The organism is Paraburkholderia sp. BR10141, assembly GCF_056155635.1.
In genome coordinates, this window is record NZ_JBMIQH010000097.1 from 1 (window position 1) to 3,810 (window position 3,810).

Genomic DNA, 3,810 nt, shown 5'->3' on the forward strand with positions numbered 1-3,810 from the left:
TTCACCCGCACCCGACGCTGGGCGAGTCGATCGGCATGGCCGCCGAGCTGTACGAGGGCGTCTGCACCGATGTGCCGCCGAAGCGCGGAAACGCAAGTCCCAAGTAAGTCTAGGTCTTGGTGGCGCTATCAACCGCGTGTAACGACTGTTGATCTTCAGGGGCGCAGTACCGTCGCCGTCGAAATGATGGAGGAACTTATGGCGATTTCGGGAGTGTCGTTGAGACGTATGGTCCAGGACTGGCTGGCACCCGACCCGAGGAGAGGATTTCGAGTCAGCCATTACGGACGGTACGGGACGTTATGTTTCGCGCGCGAATATTTCGCCGGTGGCCTGACCTTGCCGGCGCGCTCAAGGCCACCGCCATCCTGTTTGACCGGAAGGACGCCCTGCATGACGTGTTCTTCCGTTCACATTTCGGTGTGACGGTCGGCCGGTACCCGAGGCACTATTTTCCTTCGCCGGTGGCGTTGCTCAATGCGATCCTGGACGATCTCGGCTATGGGCTGGTGCCCGCGATGCAGGCGGAGTCGCTGATCGATCTGTACTGGCATCACTGGGAGCAGGAGCCCGAGCCGCTCGCGACGATCAGCGCGCTGGTCATGGCGGCGGCGCGACGAAGCCTAGTTCAGCCGGCGCCGACGGGCGAAAGCGCGGGCTGACGCTCCGCGCGCCGCGCCGCGGTGACCGGAACGGACTCGACCGGCAATACGGCCGTCGCAAACATCAGCGGGTCCTCGGCGTCGTCGAACGGAAACCAGTTTGTCGCAGTCGCTGGGATCCGGCACAAGTTCTAGCCTCCGGACGAGCAGCAAGCGACATCGATTGACCCACACGGCTGCGCTGGCGCAGCCGCTTTCGTGCCGGCTGATGTCGACTCATCTGCACACGCTGGAAGCGATGCGGCGGCCCGGAATCGTTACTGCTGCCATCCAGTAATCTCTCGCTCGAACTGATCTCGCAACAACGCAGCGAACTCCTCAGCCAGCTGAGACGCCGCTCCGTGCGGCGGATACAGAAGGAAGTTGGGGTAGTTGATCGATGGTGAAAACGGCAACACCTTGATCCCGTGGCCTACATAGTCCGTCGCCACCAACGGATGCGCGAGTGTCACTCCGAGCCCGAGCTTCACCATTTCACAACAGGTCGCACTGTACTGCGCTTCGAGCGACTGGGTGCGCTCGATTCCCTCCTGTTCGAACACACGGTCGGTCTCCTCCCGCGATCCGTCGCCATGCGAGAGCGAAATGTGTTGCTCGCCGCGAAGATCCGCTGCCTCGATTCTGCTTTTCGTAGCGAGGCGATGATTCTTCGGCAAGAGGCACACGACCTCCGAGTCAGGCAGTGCAACGGCCTGGCACGTAGCGGCCGCAGATACGAACGCGACGATCCCCACGTCGCAGAACTGTGAAGAGACCCATTGCTCGACCGTATTCGACGTGTTCGTGTGAATCGACACAGTCACGTCCGGTCGAGACTGTCTGAAGCGCTGCACGACTCTCGGCAGAAAGCTCATACCGATGCCCGGGATCGACGCAATGCGCAGACGGCCGCTCCCGAGATTCCGAATGCTGTCGGCCGCATAGGCAAGACTTTTCAACCCGACGAAGACACGCTCGACATCGCGAAAGAGCGCCTTGGCTTCGGGTTTGGATTGAGGCGACCGCCGGAACGCTCGAAGAGTACGAGCCGCGTATCGGCCTCCAGTTGTGTAATCAGCCTGTTCACATTGGACTGCGACGTGTGAAGTTCCGCGGCGGCGCCCGTGGAACCTGCCTGCATCACCGCGCGGAACGCCTCGACCTGGCGTAGTTTCATTTGGGCTATCTCTTTTAGGCATAGGAACTACATAGCATCAAATCAAATCGTCTCGGCTGCAAGCCGGATACCGTGGCATTCGCGCAGCTTCTCGCAGGCCAGCGTCGGGCCGAAATCGGCGTAGCGCTCGCGGATGATGGCCAGGGCCCGGTCCACGAGATCCATCGGCAACTGGTGGTTGCTCGGCTGGCCTCGCTTGCGCGACACCAAACCGGCCGCACCCTGGCTGCGATAACGATTCGCGAGCCGTTCCACTTGCCGCCGGCTCAGTCGCAACCGCTCGGCGGCCCGCCACGGCATCAGCCGGCCCTCGACGACGGCCTCGATCACCTTCAGACGATCCAGTTCCCGCATGCACATGCTGATGATCCCGTTATTGCTATTCACCACGATGGACTCCCGCGAGCGCGTCACGAGCTGCCCAGCATGAACGAAAATCACCCCGGACTACGGCATTTCTTATATGGTCGCCTCCCATTTGCAAGGTGATTGTGCGTGGCGAGGAGGGTGGTTGCGGACTTATATCCGGACTCGATCGCGGGCATGCCCGCCGGCCCCGATGGATTTCGCCGCAAAGGTCCTAATCTAATTAGCGGACTCGAGGTCCGAGAAATGTCTCAGGCTTGCCTTTGCGCGGTCCAACCTGTCTTGCCATCACTCAGTACACCTGTGCAACCGTGAATGGGGTTACTGCCTTTGAAGCGTGGTCACTGCGCTTGAGCTGCTTCATACGTTCGGCCGTACGCGAGGAGCGCCCAGATTGTTCGCGCCATCTTGTTGGCGAGTGCAACAGCTACGACGTTCGTTGGACGACGGGACAGCATCTGGCGCAAGCGCTCCGGCAAGTGCCTTGCGCTTACGATGACCGATCGCGCACCGTGGATCAGCAGCGTTCGCAGATACACGTCGCCACGCTTGCTGATGCTGCCGAGCTTCACCTTGCCGCCGGAGCTGTTCTGTCGCGGTACGAGCCCCAGATAGGCGGCAAATTCCCGTCCGGAGCGAAACGTCTGTGCCTGTCCGATGACCGATACCGCAGCGGTTGCCGTGAGCACGCCCACGCCGGGAATCTCCGAGATGCGTTTGCATGCATCGTCATTGCGGCGCCAGCCGAGAATGCGCTGTTCGATCCGCGCGATCTCTTCGTCGAGCGCACGAAGCCTCGAGAACTGATCCTGCAGGCTGTCTGCAAGCATGGCTGGCAACTGGTCGGGCTGTGACGCGAGCGCGACTTTGGCGGCCTCGATCGATGCCCGGCGACCTTGCGGCAGCACGATACCGAATTCGTAGAGCAGCCCTCGAAGCTGGTTGACCTGCATGACGCGGATCCGGACCAGTTGCTGGCGTATCCGGTGCATCGCCAGCATGGCCTGCTGGTCTTCGGTCTTGACGGCCACGAACCGCATGCCGGGACGCTGGGCAGCTTCCCAGATCGCCGCAGCGTCGGCCGCGTCGTTCTTGTTTGACTTCACGAATGGCCGTACGAACTGGGCTGCGATGAGCCGGACGTCGTGCCCAAGCCGCGCGAGCACCCGTGCCCAGTGATGGGCGCTGCCGCAGGCCTCCATGACGACACGGCTCGCAGGCCGGTTGGCGAAGAACGGCACGAGCTGGGCGCGTTTGAGTACCTTGCTGCGGATTGCGCCGGTCTCGGTCTCGACGTAATGAATCTGGAAAACGCGCTTGGCCAGGTCGATGGCAATGGTCGTGGGTTCCATCTGGTTCTCCTTGGCGGCTGGACTGCCGAACCAGCAATGTCGCATGTTCAGGACGCGAGACTGCGGCGCTGGACGGCCCGTTAAGGCGGGAGGCGACCATTCCATCTATTTGGCCCAGGTACGACATTACTACTTGGGTTCTACACATCAAATCAAATCAAAATGTCAAAGCCATTTTCAGATGTCGGGGTTGAGGTTGGTTCTGGGTGTGGTTGTTTTGCAGTCCTTTATATCTATCTGGAGGGGGTTTTTAGCACCGAGCCTCCCGGGTTGC

Annotated in this window: 3 protein-coding genes and 2 pseudogenes; 1 reads left to right on the forward strand and 4 read right to left on the reverse strand. The window is 61.2% G+C overall.

Translation table 11 applies throughout. The features are described from left to right. Nucleotides 1–306: 306 nt before the first annotated feature. Nucleotides 307–662: pseudogene (locus ACOJB8_RS40855) on the forward strand (HTH-type transcriptional regulator ArgP); the annotation flags it as partial. Between the two features lie 257 nt (nt 663–919). On the opposite strand, the gene ACOJB8_RS40860 reads toward ACOJB8_RS40855, so the two are convergent. From ACOJB8_RS40860 to ACOJB8_RS40875, 4 genes and pseudogenes are all read right to left on the reverse strand, one after another. Further along, nucleotides 920–1,516 (reverse strand): LysR substrate-binding domain-containing protein, encoded by a 597-nt coding sequence (locus ACOJB8_RS40860; RefSeq protein WP_475017918.1) that lies wholly within the window; start codon nt 1,514–1,516, stop codon nt 920–922. A gap of 80 nt (nt 1,517–1,596) precedes the next feature. Beyond that, the gene (locus tag ACOJB8_RS40865; protein WP_475017916.1) at nt 1,597–1,818 is read right to left on the reverse strand and encodes a LysR family transcriptional regulator; all 222 of its coding nucleotides are present in this window, start codon (nt 1,816–1,818) and stop codon (nt 1,597–1,599) included. A gap of 45 nt (nt 1,819–1,863) precedes the next feature. After that, nucleotides 1,864–2,178, reverse strand: a pseudogene (locus ACOJB8_RS40870) (helix-turn-helix domain-containing protein); the annotation flags it as partial. A 347-nt stretch (nt 2,179–2,525) separates the two neighbouring features. Next, nucleotides 2,526–3,536, reverse strand: a complete 1,011-nt coding sequence (locus ACOJB8_RS40875) for an IS110 family RNA-guided transposase (protein ID WP_368728897.1) — start codon at nt 3,534–3,536, stop codon at nt 2,526–2,528. Between the last annotated feature and the right edge of the window lie 274 nt (nt 3,537–3,810).

Excerpts from the sequence above, each read along its gene's own strand:
- ACOJB8_RS40860 (WP_475017918.1), bottom strand. The coding sequence starts at position 1,516 with ATGAGCTTTCTGCCGAGAGTCGTGCAGCGCTTCAGACAGTCTCGACCG.
- ACOJB8_RS40865 (WP_475017916.1), bottom strand. The coding sequence starts at position 1,818 with ATGAAACTACGCCAGGTCGAGGCGTTCCGCGCGGTGATGCAGGCAGGT.
- ACOJB8_RS40875 (WP_368728897.1), bottom strand. The coding sequence starts at position 3,536 with ATGGAACCCACGACCATTGCCATCGACCTGGCCAAGCGCGTTTTCCAG.